This window comes from Streptomyces sp. GbtcB6, from assembly GCF_019091475.1.
Classification (GTDB): domain Bacteria; phylum Actinomycetota; class Actinomycetes; order Streptomycetales; family Streptomycetaceae; genus Streptomyces; species Streptomyces hyaluromycini.
On sequence record NZ_JAGXJL010000003.1, the window covers coordinates 482,289 to 496,085 of the forward strand.

General features: G+C 71.3%; 11 protein-coding genes. 5 read left to right on the forward strand and 6 right to left on the reverse strand.

What is annotated here, in order from left to right; genetic code table 11:
• Positions 1-155: 155 nt before the first annotated feature.
• Entirely contained in the window at positions 156-1,445 is a 1,290-nt protein-coding gene (locus KVT45_RS07635; protein WP_217545718.1) for a citrate synthase, read from the forward strand.
• Positions 1,446-2,149: 704 nt separating this feature from the next.
• Here the strand turns inward: KVT45_RS07635 and KVT45_RS07640 are convergent.
• The 4 genes from KVT45_RS07640 to KVT45_RS07655 form a co-directional block, all read right to left on the reverse strand.
• The gene (locus KVT45_RS07640) at positions 2,150-4,405 is read right to left on the reverse strand and encodes a cation-translocating P-type ATPase (protein WP_217545719.1); all 2,256 of its coding nucleotides are present in this window, start codon (positions 4,403-4,405) and stop codon (positions 2,150-2,152) included.
• A gap of 138 nt (positions 4,406-4,543) precedes the next feature.
• The gene (locus KVT45_RS07645; protein ID WP_217545720.1) at positions 4,544-4,783 is read right to left on the reverse strand and encodes a heavy-metal-associated domain-containing protein; all 240 of its coding nucleotides are present in this window, start codon (positions 4,781-4,783) and stop codon (positions 4,544-4,546) included.
• Between the two features lie 73 nt (positions 4,784-4,856).
• Complete coding sequence (locus KVT45_RS07650) at positions 4,857-5,807, reverse strand: PrsW family intramembrane metalloprotease (protein ID WP_217545721.1); 951 nt, start codon at positions 5,805-5,807, stop codon at positions 4,857-4,859.
• A 128-nt stretch (positions 5,808-5,935) separates the two neighbouring features.
• Positions 5,936-6,625, reverse strand: a complete 690-nt coding sequence (locus tag KVT45_RS07655) for a TetR/AcrR family transcriptional regulator (RefSeq protein WP_217545722.1) — start codon at positions 6,623-6,625, stop codon at positions 5,936-5,938.
• A 180-nt stretch (positions 6,626-6,805) separates the two neighbouring features.
• On the opposite strand from KVT45_RS07655, the gene KVT45_RS07660 reads away from it, so the two are divergent.
• Together KVT45_RS07660 and KVT45_RS07665 are read left to right on the forward strand one after the other, a co-directional pair.
• Positions 6,806-9,094, forward strand: a complete 2,289-nt coding sequence (locus tag KVT45_RS07660; protein ID WP_217545723.1) for an MMPL family transporter — start codon at positions 6,806-6,808, stop codon at positions 9,092-9,094.
• A 32-nt stretch (positions 9,095-9,126) separates the two neighbouring features.
• Positions 9,127-10,170 carry a zinc-dependent alcohol dehydrogenase family protein gene (locus tag KVT45_RS07665; RefSeq protein WP_217545724.1) on the forward strand — a complete coding sequence of 348 codons (1,044 nt, stop codon included), beginning with the start codon at positions 9,127-9,129 and terminating at the stop codon, positions 10,168-10,170.
• A gap of 47 nt (positions 10,171-10,217) precedes the next feature.
• Here KVT45_RS07665 and KVT45_RS07670 read toward each other — a convergent pair whose 3' ends face one another.
• Positions 10,218-10,418: an AlpA family transcriptional regulator gene (locus tag KVT45_RS07670; RefSeq protein WP_037649824.1), complete on the reverse strand. Its 201-nt coding sequence runs from the start codon at positions 10,416-10,418 to the stop codon at positions 10,218-10,220.
• Between the two features lie 330 nt (positions 10,419-10,748).
• Positions 10,749-11,693, reverse strand: a complete 945-nt coding sequence (locus tag KVT45_RS07675; protein ID WP_254646400.1) for an AraC family transcriptional regulator — start codon at positions 11,691-11,693, stop codon at positions 10,749-10,751.
• A gap of 209 nt (positions 11,694-11,902) precedes the next feature.
• On the opposite strand from KVT45_RS07675, the gene iolC reads away from it, so the two are divergent.
• Together iolC and KVT45_RS07685 are read left to right on the forward strand one after the other, a co-directional pair.
• Positions 11,903-12,853, forward strand: coding sequence for a 5-dehydro-2-deoxygluconokinase (gene iolC, locus KVT45_RS07680; protein WP_217545726.1), 951 nt, complete (start codon positions 11,903-11,905; stop codon positions 12,851-12,853).
• Between the two features lie 65 nt (positions 12,854-12,918).
• Positions 12,919-13,794: a deoxyribose-phosphate aldolase gene (locus KVT45_RS07685; RefSeq protein WP_217545801.1), complete on the forward strand. Its 876-nt coding sequence runs from the start codon at positions 12,919-12,921 to the stop codon at positions 13,792-13,794.
• The last annotated feature ends 3 nt before the right edge of the window (positions 13,795-13,797 follow it).

A 13,797-nucleotide genomic window follows, 5' to 3' on the forward strand; every position in this document is an offset into this window, starting at 1 on the left:
GGGAAACAAGGGGGCAGGATGAGCAGGTTGGCGGCACTGAGTGCCGCCGATGGGCCCAATGGTCGACCCCGAGTGCACTCTCCTGAGCCAAATGGGGGATGGTAGAGACAGTCAGGGCACCTCGAAGATGAGGCACTACGTCGGTGAGGGAAGACGTGAGCGACAACTCTGTAGTACTGCGGTACGGCGACGGCGAGTACACCTACCCGGTGGTCGACAGCACCGTCGGCGACAAGGGCTTCGACATCGGGAAGCTCCGCACCCAGACCGGTCTCGTGACTTTGGACAGCGGCTACGGCAACACCGCTGCGTACAAATCCGCCATCACCTACCTCGACGGCGAGGCGGGCATCCTCCGCTACCGCGGTTACCCGATCGAGCAGCTGGCGGAGCGCTCCACCTTCCTGGAGGTGGCCTACCTGCTGATCAACGGTGAGCTGCCGACCGTGGACGAGCTCACCACGTTCAAGAACGAGATCACGCGGCACACGCTGCTGCACGAGGACGTCAAGAACTTCTACCGGGGCTTCCCGCGTGACGCCCACCCGATGGCGATGCTGTCGTCGGTCGTCTCCGCGCTGTCCACCTTCTACCAGGACAGCCACAACCCGTTCGACGCGAAGCAGCGCGACCTCTCCACCATCCGGCTGCTCGCCAAGCTTCCGACCATCGCCGCGTACGCGTACAAGAAGTCGGTCGGCCACCCGTTCGTATACCCGCGCAACGACCTCTCCTACGTGGAGAACTTCCTGCGCATGACGTTCTCGGTGCCGGCGCAGGACTACGAGCTCGACCCGGTCGTCGTCGCGGCCCTGGACAAGCTGCTGATCCTGCACGCGGACCACGAGCAGAACTGTTCGACCTCGACGGTCCGCCTGGTCGGCTCGTCGCAGGCGAACATGTTCGCGTCGATCTCCGCGGGCATCTCCGCCCTCTGGGGCCCGCTGCACGGCGGCGCCAACCAGTCCGTCCTGGAGATGCTGGAGGGCATCCAGGCCAACGGCGGTGACGTCGACTCCTTCATCCGCAAGGTGAAGAACAAGGAGGACGGCGTCCGCCTGATGGGCTTCGGCCACCGGGTGTACAAGTCCTTCGACCCGCGCGCGAAGATCATCAAGTCTGCCGCGCACGACGTGCTCTCGGCCCTCGGCAAGTCCGACGAGCTGCTGGACATCGCGCTGAAGCTGGAGGAGCACGCGCTCTCCGACGACTACTTCGTCTCGCGCAACCTCTACCCGAACGTCGACTTCTACACCGGCCTGATCTACCGCGCCATGGGCTTCCCGACCGAGATGTTCACGGTCCTGTTCGCCCTCGGCCGGCTGCCCGGCTGGATCGCCCAGTGGCAGGAAATGATCAAGGAGCCGGGTTCCCGCATCGGCCGCCCGCGCCAGATCTACACGGGCGTCGTCGAGCGCGACTTCGTGCCGGTCGAAGAGCGCTGACTTTCCGACGCCGCCGACTTCCCCGGCCACTGCGGCAGGCTTGTGGCGAGTGAGCCGAAGGGGCGCGTCGGTGTCGAGAGGACGAGCGCGCGGAGGCCCGAAGGGTCGAGCACGGTCGTCCTCTCGACACCGGCTGTGGCGCCCCGGAGGCGAACCGAGCCCTGAAAAGCACAGCAGAAGGCGCCCTGGAGCGCCGGTCCCCCCACGGGCCGGCGACCAGGGCGCCTTCCCGTGTCCCGGTGCGGATTCCCCCCACGGGATCCGGCCGGGCGCTCGGTACGGCAGCGCCTGAATCGCTGCGTTGAGCACAACGAGCAGAACTCGCCGTACTTGATCCAGTGATGCGGTGCGATCTGCCGGGACCCGTACGGCACGGGAGGGCCGCTCAAAGCTTCCCGTCGTACGTGCCCCGGCAACGCATCTCTGAGGAAGTCCCCCAAGACATCCCCAGATGCCAGGTCAGCGCCCCCCAAGACGCCTCTCTGACATCGCCAACTTAGACCGTCGAAGCCCTTCGATGGTTACGTTCACACCACTGTGATCTGCGTCTCTTGCATCCGTCCGATAGATGCGCAAGAGCCCCGATACGGTGATCGGAGCTCAAGCGTAAGGATGATGCGCGAGCCTTGTGAAGAGCTTATGTGAGGTGCGCGTTGGACTCTAGGGGGACTCCTACATCCACTGTGCCGAACCGCCGGTAACTTTCAGCGGAAGGTGCGCAGCCGCAGACTGTTGGTCACCACGAACACCGAGGAGAAGGCCATCGCGGCGCCCGCGATCATCGGGTTCAGGAGTCCGGCGGCGGCCAGCGGGAGCGCGGCCACGTTGTAGCCGAAGGCCCACACGAGGTTGCCCTTGATGGTGGCGAGGGTCCGCCGGGACAGCCGGATCGCGTCCGCCGCCACCCGCAGGTCCCCGCGCACCAGGGTCAGATCGCCGGCCTCGATCGCCGCGTCCGTCCCCGTGCCCATCGCAAGGCCCAGGTCCGCGGTGGCCAGCGCGGCCGCGTCGTTGACACCGTCGCCGACCATGGCGACCGTCCGCCCCTCGCGCTGCAGCCGTCGTACGACGTCCACCTTGTCCTCGGGCAGCACCTCGGCGACGACCTCGGTGATGCCGACCGCCCGGGCGACCGATTCGGCCACCGCCCGGTTGTCCCCGGTCAGCAGCACCGGCGTCAGCCCGAGCGCGCGCAGCTCGCGGACCGCCTCGGCGCTGGTGTCCTTGACCGCGTCGGCGACGGCGAGGACGCCCCGGGCCTGCCCGTCCCACCCGGCCAGGACGGCCGTACGCCCCTCCTGCTCGGCCCGCGAGCGCGCCAAGGCCAACTCCTCCGGCACCGCGTCGAAGAGGCGTCCCACGGCCACCTGGCGGCCGTCCACGCGCCCGCGCACGCCCCGCCCGGGGACGTTCTCGAAGTGCTCGACCGCGGGCAGCGTCCCGACCCGCTCCCGCGCCGCCGTGGCGATCGCCCTGGCGACCGGATGCTCGGAGGCGTGTTCGAGGGCGCCCGCGAGCCGCAGCATCTCGTCCTCGTCGGTGCCCTCGGCGACGTACACCTCCTGGAGGCGCATCCGCCCGGTGGTCACCGTCCCGGTCTTGTCGAGGACGACGGTGTCGACCCGGCGCGTGGACTCCAGCACCTCGGGACCCTTGATGAGGATGCCCAGCTGGGCGCCACGCCCGGTGCCGACCATCAGCGCGGTCGGCGTGGCCAGGCCCAGGGCGCACGGGCAGGCGATGATCAGGACGGCGACGGCGGCCGTGAACGCGGCGGCCGGGTCCCCGGTGACGCCGAGCCAGACCCCGAAGGTGGCGAGCGCGATGACGATGACGGCCGGGACGAAGACGGCGGAGATCCGGTCGGCGAGGCGCTGCACCTCGGCCTTGCCGTTCTGCGCGTCCTCCACCAGCTTCGCCATCCGCGCGAGCTGGGTGTCGGCGCCGACCCGGGTCGCCTCGACGACCAGCCGTCCGCCCGCGTTCACGGTCGCGCCCGTGACGGCGTCGCCGACGGTCACGTCCACCGGCACGGACTCGCCGGTCAGCATCGACGCGTCCACCGCGGACGCCCCTTCGACCACGGTCCCGTCGGTGGCGACCTTCTCCCCGGGCCGTACGACGAACCGGTCACCGACCGCCAGCGACGCCACCGGAACCCGCACCTCACGGCCGCCCCGCAGCACCGCCACGTCCCTGGCGCCCAGCTCCAGCAGCGCCCGCAGGGCCGCGCCCGCGCGCCGCTTGGAACGTGCCTCCAGGTAGCGGCCGAGCAGGATCAGCGCGACGACCCCGGAGGCGACCTCCAGGTAGATCGTGGACGCGCTGTCCATGCGGGAGACGGTGAACCGGAACTCGTCGTGCATCCCCGGCATGCCCGCGTCGCCGAAGAACAGCGCCCACAGCGACCAGCCGAACGCGGCCAGCGTGCCGACCGAGACCAGGGTGTCCATGGTGGCGGCGCCGTGCCGGGCGTTGGTCCAGGCGGCCCGGTGGAACTGCGAGCCGCCCCAGACGACCACCGGAGCGGCGAGCGTCAGCGACAGCCACTGCCAGTTGTCGAACTGCAGTGCCGGAACCATCGCGAGCAGCACGACCGGTGCGGCCAGCAGGACGGAGACCAGGAGGCGGTGGCGGAGGGCGGCGAGCTCGGGATCCCGCGCGGCCCCGGCCTCTTGTTCCGGCTCCGGTTCCGGGGGTGCGGGCTCCTCGGCCGTGTACCCGGTCTTCACGACCGTGGCGATCAGGTCGGCGACCTGAACCCCCTGGGGGTATGTGACCTTCGCCTTCTCGGTCGCGTAGTTCACGGTGGCGGTGACGCCGTCCATCCGGTTGAGCTTCTTCTCGACCCGGGCGGCGCAGGAGGCGCAGGTCATGCCCCCGATGAGCAGCTCGACCTCGGAATCACCGGCCGGGCGCGGCGGGGCTATCGGTGTCTGTGCGGTGGTGGTGCTGGTCATGTCCGGACTCCAGACAACGGACCGGACCGTACGGAGCCAGTATCAGCTGGTCGGCACGGCCCGGCGGAGAGATACGTTTCCGTCGTACGTACGGCTCGTGGCGCTGGTTCTCGCTTGTTCCTGCCTGCTTCTGAGGCGTCAGGCGCGGCCGGCGAGCTCGAAGCCCGCCTCGTCGACGGCGGCGCGGACCGCCTCCTCGTCGAGCGGGGCCGCGGAGACGACCGTGACCTCGCCGCTGGCCGCGACGGCCTGCACCGAGCTGACGCCGGGGAGCCCGGAGAGCTCGGCGGAGACGGAACCCTCACAGTGTCCGCAGCTCATGCCGGTCACCTTGTAGACGGCGGTCACGGAGCCCGGGGTGTCGGTCTGGGCGGTCATGTCGTTCTCCTCGTCGAGGTGTGTGGGGCCGATGGGGCCCACGAGGGAACCCCACTTTCGTCACACTATACCCCTAGGGGGTATTTCTCCAAGAGGGGCCCCGGCGCGCCAGCGACTGCACCCAGGCGACGCCGAGCAGCGACACCAGTACCAGCAGGCCGACCGAGAACACCGTGAAGAGGTGCTCCTGTGCCGCGCCGGGGCGCGGGATGTACCCCTCGGCGAACAGCTGCCGGTCCAGCCCGGTACCCGCCAGGCGTGCCACCAGCCAGATCGCGATGCCGTGCGTGGAGTCCCACAGGGCGTGCAGCAGGGTGACCCCGAGGCAGGCGGCGAGAACCTGGGTGGTGAGGCGGAAGCGGCCGTTCGGGCGGCGGAAGGAGAGCAGGACGCCACCGGCGACGGCCGTCCACAGGCCGTGTCCGAAGGGGGCCAGTACGCCGCGCAGGATCTCCGTCTCGATCAGCGCGCGCAGGTCGATGCCCTCGGTGGAGACGGCCGCGTCGAACGCGTACCCGGCGCTCTCCAGGGCCGCGAAACCGAAGCCGACCGCGGCGCCGAGCACCAGCCCGGCCCGCATGCCCCGGATCCCGGGCATCCGGCGCAGCGCGAACACCAGCGCGCCGAGCTTCGCGGTCTCCTCGATCAGACCGACGGCGACGAACATCCCCCAGGAGGGGCGGACGAGGTAGGACTCCATCACCGAGGCGCCCAGCACGCCGAGCGTGCCGCCGGTCAGGAAGCAGCCGAGGATCGCGCTGACCCCGAGGTCACGGCCGTGCCGCTCGTAGGCCCACAGCACGAAGGCGACCGGCACGAGAAAGCTGCCGAGCAGGATCAGCGTCGGCAGCAGGGTGGTGTTCTTCGTCGCGTAGGTGACCGCCGCGGTCAGCCCCCACAGGGCGAGCCCACCGCCGAGGCAGCGCTTCCACAGGCCGGTGCGGATACGGGGGTACGGCGGTGGCGGCTGTAGCGGACCGGGGATACGGGCCTGCGGCCGGCGGGGCGGCGGAGAGTGGGTCACGGCGGCTCCCCTTGTGCGCCTGCGGGTGCGGGTGGCGCTCGTCGGCTCGGGATCGGGATGATTTATCCGCACCTTAGGCAGATGTGCCGTATATCGCAGTCCGGGGAGCTCGGGGGAGTGGTCGTCGGTCAGCCGGCGGGTTGGCCGAAGCGGTCGCACACCAGGGGCTCCAGGTAGCGGGTGAGTGCGTTCTTGATCTCCTGGATGTATGCCTGGCGCTCGGTGCCCTCGTGGCTGAGCACCAGCTCCAGTCCCGCCTTGTAGATGCCGAGGCTGACGTGTGCCGTCCGTGTGACGTCGGCCTTGTCGGTGCCCGGCGGGAGGAGCGAGGCGAGCAGGGTCTCGACGCGGCCGAGCAGGTTGGTGTGCAGGGCGTCGTGGGCCTCGGTGATGCCGCCGGGCATGTCGGGGCCGTGCATCAGCGCGAAGAACACGGGGTGCTCGGTGTTGAACGCGGTGAGGCGGTCCACGACGGCGGCGACCGCGTCCGCCAGCGAGGTGGCGGGGGCGACCGGCGCGAGCGCCTCGCCGTAGGTTTCCCGCAGATCGTGCATGAGCCGGTCGCCCAGCTCGATCGCGATCGCCTCCTTGTTCGGGAAGAACTGGTACAGCGTGCCGGGGGAGACGCCCGCCTCGCGGGCGATGGCGTTGGTGCTGGCGGCCGTGTAGCCCGTGGTGCAGAAGACCGAGGCGGCGGCTTCGAGCAGCTGCTGGATGCGCCGCTCGCCGCGAGCCTGCCGCCGGCGCGGCTGCTCCTTGCCCGTGGCCGTGTCCTCGGGCTGCTCGGGCTGCTCTGGCCTCTCGGGCTTGTCGGACACGCGTTATCCCCAGCTCTTCGAACGCGATTGACAAACGCGAGCGGTCGCTCGCATTCTGATGGAACGCGAGCGATCTCTCGTGTTTGCCAGTCTAAGTGGCAATGGCCGACCCATGCTGCCCTGCGCACGAAGCGGATGCGCACCGGCAGGCAGTGGTCACGCTGAAGGGGACACCGCAGGATGACCGAAGTCAACAAGCCGTCGCAGGCCGGAGGCGGGGCCCGCCCAGGGGGCTGGACCCGGTTCGTGACCGCCCGGCCCCGGCTCTCCCTGCTGCTCGCCCTGGTGATCACCGCGCTCGCCGTGCTGGCCGGCAGCGGGGTCGCCGACCGGCTGGGCAGCGGCGGCTGGGAGGACCCGGCAGCCGAGTCGACGTACGCGACGAAGGCGCTGGAGCGCGAGTTCCCGGACTCCCAGCCGAACCTGCTCCTCCTGGTGGACGCGCGGGGCGGCTCGGTGGACACCCCGGCGGTGGCGGCGGAGGCGAAGACCCTCGTCACCCGCCTGTCCGGCGAGAAGGGCGTCACAGGGGTCGGCTCGTACTGGCAGGCCAAGTCGCCGTCCCTGCGCGCCGAGGACGGCCACGAGGCCCTGATCGCGGCCCGCATCACGGGTGACGAGAAGACGGCGGCCGACACCCTGGACCGCATCGCCCCGCACTACCGGGGCACGCACGGACCGGTGACCGTCAAGGTCGGCGGCATGGTGGCGGTCCGCAGCGACATGCAGACGATCATCAAGGAGGACCTGGCCCGCGCCGAGCTGATCGCCCTGCCCATCACGCTGGTCCTGCTGGTGATGGTGTTCGGCAGCGCGATCGCGGCCCTGCTCCCGCTGGGCATCGGCATCGTCGCCATCCTCGGCACGAACGCGGTGCTGCGCGGCATCACGTCCTTCACGGACGTCTCGGTCTTCGCGATGAACCTCACCACGGCCCTCGGCCTCGGCCTGGCCATCGACTACGCGCTCTTCATCGTCCGCCGCTTCCGCGAGGAGCTGGCCACCGGCGCCGACCCGCTGACCGCGGTGGCCACGACGCTGCGCACCGCCGGCCGCACGGTGCTGTTCTCGGCCCTGACGGTGGCCGTCTCCCTGGCGGCGATGCTCGTCTTCCCGCAGTACTTCCTCCGCTCGTTCGCCTACGCCGGCATAGCGGTGGTCCTGCTGGCCGCGGCGGCCGCCCTGATCCTGCTGCCGGCGGCGCTGGTCCTGCTGGGCAACCGGGTCAACTCGCTGGACCTGCGCCGGGTGTTCCGCAGGGGCAGGCAGTCCAGGCCGTCCGGCGCGGAGGGCACGGCCTGGGCCCGCGCCGCGACCCTGGTGATGCGCAGGGCCCCGCTCTTCGCCGTCGCCACCACGGCCTTCCTGATCGTCCTCGGACTGCCGTTCCTGGGCGTGAAGTTCGGCACCGCGGACGACCGCCAGCTCCCCGCCGGCGCCGAGTCCCACGTCGTCCAGCAGCACATCCGGGACGGCTTCCCGGGCAACCCCGGCGGCGACCTCGAAGTCCTGGCCGAGGGCGGGGCGACCCGGGCGCAGTACACCGCGTACAAGGAGCGGGTGGCGGCCCTGCCGGAGGTGGCCGGGGTGGCCGGCCCCCTGGTCAAGGGCGACGCGGCGTACTTCACGGTCCAGCCGAAGGGCGAGTCGGTGGACGTCGGCGCCCAGCGCCTGGTGGGCGAACTGCGCGCACTGAACACCCCCTTCGACACGAAGGTGACGGGCACGGCGGCGGTCCTGGTCGACTCCAAGCACGCCATCGCGGAACGCCTGCCCTGGGCGGCGGCGATCATCGCGATCGTCACCCTGCTGCTGGTCTTCCTCCTGACGGGCAGCGTCCTGATACCGGTCCAGGCGGTCCTGCTCAACGCGCTCAGCCTCACGGCGATGTTCGGCGCGGTGGTCTGGGTCTTCCAGGACGGCCACCTCTCGAACCTGCTGGGCTTCACCAGCTCCGGTTCGATCGAGACCACACTCCCGGTCCTGATGTTCTGCGTGGCCTTCGGCCTCTCGATGGACTACGGGGTGTTCCTGCTCTCGCGCATCAAGGAGGAGTACGACAGGACGGGCGACCACGAGCGGGCGGTCCGCCTCGGCCTGCAGCGCACCGGGGGCCTGATCACCGCGGCGGCGATCATCCTGGCGGTGGTGATGGTGGCGATCGGCACGTCCCGGGTCACCAACACCAAGATGCTCGGCCTCGGTATCGCCCTGGCGGTCCTGATGGACGCGATGGTCGTCCGCAGCCTCCTGGTCCCGGCCATCATGCGCCTGACGGGCAGGGCGACCTGGTGGGCACCGGGCCCGCTGCGCCGCTTCCACGACCGCTTCGGCCTGAGCGAGGGCGAGCAAGCGGCACCCGAGCCGGACGCGCCCCAGCCGGACGCGCCCCAAAGGGGCGCGGGGAACGGCGCGACCAGCCACGACGAGCCGGAACTGGCGCTGCAACCGGACCCCCACGGCGCTTAGCCTGCGCGCAGCCCCCGAAAGGAGCACCCGCGATGCGAGCCGTCGTCTTCGACCACTACGCCACCCCCGCCGAGGTCCGGGACGTCCCCGACCCCCGCCCGGCCCCGCACGGAGTGGTCGTCCGCGTAGAAGCCACCGGCCTCTGCCGAAGCGACTGGCACGGCTGGAGGGGCCATGACCCGGACATCACGCTCCCGCACGTCCCCGGCCACGAGCTGGCCGGTGTCGTGGAGTCGGCCGGCGCCGGGGTGACCGCCTGGCACCCCGGCGACCGGGTCACCGTCCCCTTCGTCTGCGCCTGCGGCGGCTGCCCGTCCTGCGCGGCCGGCGACCAGCAGGTCTGCGAACGCCAGACCCAGCCCGGCTTCACACACTGGGGCTCCTTCGCCCAGTACGTGGCGCTGGACCACGCCGACGTGAACCTGGTGGCGATCCCGGACGACATGTCGTACGCGACGGCGGCCTCCCTCGGCTGCCGCTTCGCCACCGCGTTCCGCGCGGTGGTGCAGCAGGGCAGGGTCAGGGCGGGGGAGTGGGTGTCGGTGTACGGCTGCGGAGGCGTGGGCCTGTCGGCGGTGATGATCGCGGCGGCGTCGGGAGCGCGGGTGGTGGCGGTCGACGTGTCGCCCCAAGCCCTGGACCTGGCGCGCAAGTTCGGCGCGGCCCACGGCGTGGACGCCACGGACACCGACGACCCGGCAGCGGCGGTCCGCGATCTGACCTCCGGCGGCGCCCACCTCTCCCTGGACGCCCTCGGCTCCCCCGCCACCTCGGCCGCCTCGGTCAACTCCCTGCGCCGCCGCGGCCGGCACGTCCAGGTGGGCCTGCTGCCGTCCCCGGACGGCAACACCCCCGTGCCACTGGCCCGCGCGATCGCCCTGGAGCTGGAACTCCTCGGCAGCCACGGCATGGCGGCCCACACCTACCCCGCCATGCTCGAACTGGTCCGCGCGGGCACCCTCCGCCCCGACCTCCTGGTCACCTCGACGATCACCCTGGACGCGGCCCCGGCAGCCCTGGCGGCGATGGGCGGGGCACCGGCGGCGGGGGTGACCGTCATCGAACCGTGGGCCTGACGCGTGCGCGCCCCGCCCTCGGCGGGCGGGGCATCCCGCGACAGGACTCAGAGGTCTCTGCGCCCCCGGTTGCCCGGCCGGGAGGCGACCCAGGCACGGACCGTGTCGGCGTACCAGTAGGGCTTGCCGCCCTCGACATGGTCCGGCGGGGGAAGCAGTCCGTGCTTGCGGTAGGAGCGGACGGTGTCCGGCTGCACCCGGATGTGCGCCGCGATCTCCTTGTATGACCAGAGCCGTCGGTCGGTCATGAGATGCACCTCCCTGCGCGCACCGCGGGGGCGACCGGAGGCGGTCGTCGGGGGAGCCGGGCGCTGCGCTGGCGATCACAAAGCCTGTGCCCGGTGAACGACGGAGAGTGACTACGGGCAAGCGGCTGTCGACCTGGTGTGACCGAGAACCCGCGTATGCGCGACATGTGTGACACAAGTGGGGTTTTTGTGACACAGTCGGGGCACAGATGCACACCGGCTCGTCAGCGGGGCGTGTTGACATCCGTGCGAACGGCGATGCGCGACCGGGGGGCAAGCAGGACGGGCCGGACCCGCTGCGCCAGGTCCGGCCCGTCGGCTTCCCCCCACTCAAAGGCTCTGGTGATCAGCGTGCCCACTTCGGCCCGCGCGGGTCTTGGAGAAAACCGCACTCCCTTCGCCGGGCCCCAGCACCAGGCTCGTCGCCTGCCCCGACATCCGGTCCACCGACGCCGAGGCGGCGGCCGCCCGCGCCGCCGCGAACTCCCCGGGCGTGCAACCGGTCATCGCCTTGAACTCCCCGCTGAGATGCGCCTGGTCGTAGAACCCGCACACCGCCGCCGTCTCCGCCTGCCCCCGTCCCGCGGCCAGCATCCGCCGCGCCCGCTGCAACCGCAGCACCCGCGCGGCCGCCTTCGGCCCGAGCCCGATCCGCTCCCGGAAGCGGTTCTCCAAGTGCCGTACGCTCCAGCCCACTTCGTCGGCCAGCCGGGGCACGGGTACGGCGCCCCAGTCGCGCCGCAGCAGCGCCCACGCGCGCTCCACCTGGGGTGACCCCGGAACACCGGCCCGGCTCCACCGCAGCAACACGTCGTCCAGCAGCCGGAATCGATCCGCCCAGCGCGGCAGGGCGCCGAGCGCGGCGGCGAGTTCCCCCACCCCGTGGCCCAGCGTGTGCGGCAACTCGTCGGGATTCACCGACCTGTTGGCCAACTCGTACTGCGGAGTACCGAAGAGGGAGAAGGCAGCCCAGGGCATCAGCAGCACCTCGATCCCCGAGATCCGGCCACCGTGCTCACCGATGGCGGGAGTGGTGGTGAGCCCGTTGCAGACGCAGACGAGGGTGGCGGGCGGCCGCCCGTCCCGCAGGATCCGTATCGGCTCCCCGAACCCCAGGAGAAGGGTGGCGGCCCCGATGGGCGTCTCCAGGCGCCGCCGGGGCCGGTCGAGCGCGATCCGGATCCCCCGGTAGCTCAGGATTCCCGGCCGCAATGCCGGGTGCGGTCTTCCGGCGACGATCTCCCACCTGCCCATCGCCTCATCGTGCTGTCTCATTCCAGCAGGCGGAAGGGGAAGCGCCCCGAAAGGGGCGCGAGGAACTGCGCGACCAGCCACACGTGGCCCGCACCCGCGCACCCCCCGATCCCACCACCCCCATAGGCGCCCTGGACCCCACTCTCTCGTCCGAATGTCCGGACAAACCATTGACACGACCTCCTGTCCCGGACTACAAACCACGGGAGAGACGTGACGAAGGGAAGTCGATGGCGTACGACCTGATCACCATGGGGCGGATCGGGGTGGACCTCTATCCGCTCCAGACCGGTGTCCCGCTCGCCCAGGTGTCGTCCTTCGGCAAGTTCCTCGGCGGGTCGGCGACGAACGTGGCCGTGGCGGCCGCCCGCCTCGGCCGGAACACCGCCGTCATCACCCGCACCGGCGAGGACGCCTTCGGCGCCTACCTGCACGAGGCCCTCCAGGGCTTCGGCGTGGACGACCGCTGGGTCACCTCGGTCCCCGGCCTGAACACCCCCGTCACGTTCTGCGAGATCTTCCCGCCGGACGACTTCCCGCTGTACTTCTACCGGCAGCCCAAGGCCCCGGACCTGGAGATCGACGCCCACGAGCTGGACCTCGACGCCGTCCGTGACACCCGGATCTTCTGGATCACCGGCACCGGCCTGAGCGAGGAGCCCAGCCGTACGGCGACCCTCGCGGCCCTCGCCCACCGGGCCAAGGCCGGGACCACCGTCTTCGACCTCGACTGGCGGCCGATGTTCTGGAAGGACCCGGAGTCGGCCCGCCCCTTCTACGCCGAGGCGCTCAGGCACACCACCGTCGCCGTCGGCAACCTCGACGAGGTGGAGGTCGCGACCGGCGTACGGGAGCCGCAGGCCGCCGCCCAGGCCCTCCTCGACGCCGGTGTCGAGATCGCTGTCGTCAAGCAGGGACCCAAGGGCGTCCTCGCGGTCAGCCGCGACGGCGACTCCGCCGAGGTCCCGCCGCTGCCCGTCAACGTCCTGAACGGTCTCGGCGCCGGTGACGCCTTCGGCGGTTCCCTCTGCCACGGCCTCCTCGAAGGCTGGGACCTGGAGAAGATCATGCGGCACGCCAACGCGGCCGGTGCCATCGTCGCCTCCCGCCTGGAGTGCTCCTCGGCGATGCCGACGACGGAAGAGATCGACGCCGCGCTCGCCGCCGGAGCGGTGCTGTGAGGGCCGGCCGCGTCGCGGGCGCACATCACGAGGGCGGCTCCGGCGCCCCCGCCAGGCAGACGTCCGTGGACATCTCCGCCCTCGTCCACACCCGCACGCACCACCCCGAGGCGATCGCCGAGGCGGCCACGAGAAGAGCCCGCCGTCCGCTCCTCAACGAGGACGGCAAGCTGATGATCGTCGCCGCCGACCACCCGGCCCGCGGTGCGCTCGGCGTGGGCGGCGACAAGCTCGCCATGGCCAACCGGGCGGAGCTGCTGGAGCGGCTCTGCCTGGCACTGTCCCGGCCCGGCGTCGACGGCGTCCTCGCCACCGCCGACATCCTGGACGACCTGCTCCTCCTCGGCGCGCTCGACGGCAAGGTCGTCATGGGCTCGATGAACCGGGGCGGACTGCAGGGCGCCTCCTTCGAGCTCGACGACCGCTTCACCGGCCACCGTGCCGAGGACATACAGCGTCTCGGGTTCGACGCCGGCAAGCTGCTGCTGCGCATCGACTACGACGACCCGGGCTCGCTGACCACCCTGGAGTCCACCGCCCGCGCCATCGACGACATGGCCGCGCGCCGGCTGCCGGTCTTCGTCGAGCCGTTCATCAGCCGCCGTACGCCGGAGGGCAAGGTCAAGAACGACCTGTCCCCCGAGGCGGTCACCAGGTCCATCGCCATCGCCTCGGGCCTCGGCGGGAGTTCGGCCTACACCTGGCTGAAGGTGCCGGTCACCGACAACCCCGACGACATGGCCCAGGTCATGGAGACGTCCACGCTGCCCGCCGTGCTGCTCGGCGGCGAAGTGGGCGACGACCAGGACGGCGCCTACGAGAAGTGGCGCAGCGCCCTGCAACTCCCCACCGTGCGCGGCCTGGTGGTCGGCCGCTCGCTGCTGTACCCGGCGGACGGTGACGTGGCCGCCGCCGTGGACACCGCCGTAGGACTGCTGTGAGGC